General features: G+C 40.9%; 2 protein-coding genes. Both read left to right on the forward strand.

Annotated features, from left to right (window positions below; all coding sequences use genetic code 11):
- Positions 1-454 precede the first annotated feature (454 nt).
- Positions 455-1,330, forward strand: a complete 876-nt coding sequence (locus N480_RS16215; RefSeq protein ID WP_196761506.1) for an AraC family transcriptional regulator — start codon at positions 455-457, stop codon at positions 1,328-1,330.
- A 220-nt stretch (positions 1,331-1,550) separates the two neighbouring features.
- Positions 1,551-1,735: hypothetical protein (locus tag N480_RS25775; protein WP_231102271.1), on the forward strand; the 185-nt coding region annotated here is incomplete at its 3' end.

The raw sequence follows: 1,735 nt of genomic DNA on the forward strand, positions 1-1,735 counted from the left end.
CTATCTGACTATCTGACTATCAAGGATAGTTTCTCACCCCTTAATTTAGTCAAATCGTCTCTTTGAAGACCAGACAATATTTAGAAGCCTCAAATCGTAGACTATGAAATTAGCTAACTCACTTCCATAACCCTATTATCTAATACCACGACACTCAAGGCCCTACTATGACGTGCAAAGAAACCCAAGACTCAAAAACCGGATCCGAGTTAGATAGAACAATGGTTGATTGACTCGGTGACCCTAATGGCTGCAGATGCATTATTTTCAGGCTGTCATGATAACGAACATTAATCTATGAATATGCAAAAGCTTTACATCACCTTACTTAACAAATTAGCCAAGCTCAAACCATATACCGGTGTTTTATTGTGACAACCTAAAATAGCAAGAAAAGGTGAGACGGATGCTTTAGTGATTAAATACCATGACTGCTCAAGAGGAGGTTTGTGTAATGACTTGGTCACAGCGAATGAATTGGGCAATTGAATATATAGAAAGCAACTTAGATAGCGATCTCAGTATTGAAAATGTAGCTAAGGTGGCATGTTGTTCGAAATACCACTTTCATCGCATGTTCTTAGCTAATTTTAAGATTACTTGTACCGAATATATCAGGAGGCGAAAACTAACCTTAGCAGCCGTTGAGTTGTTGAATACAAGTGAAAGTATTGTCGATATCGCGCTCAAATTCGGTTACAAATCCCCGAATGCTTTTACTCGTGCGTTTAGAAATATACATGGAATAAATCCGAGTAATGCTCGTATAGGAGGTAATTCGCTTTCTTCATATAAGAGAGTTTGCCCCCCTGAAGACAATAAAGCAGGTGAATGCATGAATTACAAAATAATTGAGGTGCCCGAATTCAATTTAATAGGTAAAAGCAAAAGCTTTGAGTTCGAAAGCTTTGTAAAGAATGGACCTAAATTCTGGAAAGAGTATGTAGGTTCAAAAGACTATGAAAAGCTTATTCAACTAAATAATGGTAGGCCATGCCCAATCACAAACTCCCCTTTACTCACAGCTTATTTTCCAAAAGAAAATGAGGGGCAGGATGAGTTTTTGGATGTTCTAGGTGTTGAGACATCAAGTCAAGACAGATTAAAAGGATTTGAAACTTATACAGTCCCTTCCTCTACTTACGCGGAGTTTAATTGTACATATAAAACCTCAATGAAAACCAACCGATATATATATGGCTCATGGTTTTCATCAACTGGTTTTGAAAGAGACGATAACAAGCCTGACATAGTCGCATATTTCCCTATACCATTTCGGCCAATAAATGAGATGTGTGTTCGTTGGTGGATACCTGTTATACGCAAGTAATCAATCAAACGGCTTATAGAGACTGCGAACATCATGCAAAGGATTAACGACTGCGAACGTCGTGAGTGCATTTCCTTTGCGCAAGTATGGTGTAAAAGATTAGCGACAGTGAGCGAAGCGAATTCGCTCTTTTTACGCAAGGTGAAGTGAGCCGGTTTAGCTGTTTCCGAGGGACTCAAACGCAAAAAAACCGTCGCATTGCTGCAAAGGGTTTCTCTAATTGCCCGGGGCAACCTTTGCTGGCGATGGTCCGGCTGACGGCCAGAGGCCTCGCGTTCAGTCGGTGGAAAGTGAAACTATTCACTTTCCTAACCCCGCCTTCCTAGTGCAAAGGGTTAACGACAGCGAACGCAGTGAGCGCATGGATGCGCGATGGGACCCTGGTTCAGGGATGAATAGGCACAG

Source organism: Pseudoalteromonas luteoviolacea S2607 (assembly GCF_001625575.1).
Taxonomy (GTDB): Bacteria; Pseudomonadota; Gammaproteobacteria; order Enterobacterales; family Alteromonadaceae; genus Pseudoalteromonas; species Pseudoalteromonas luteoviolacea_E.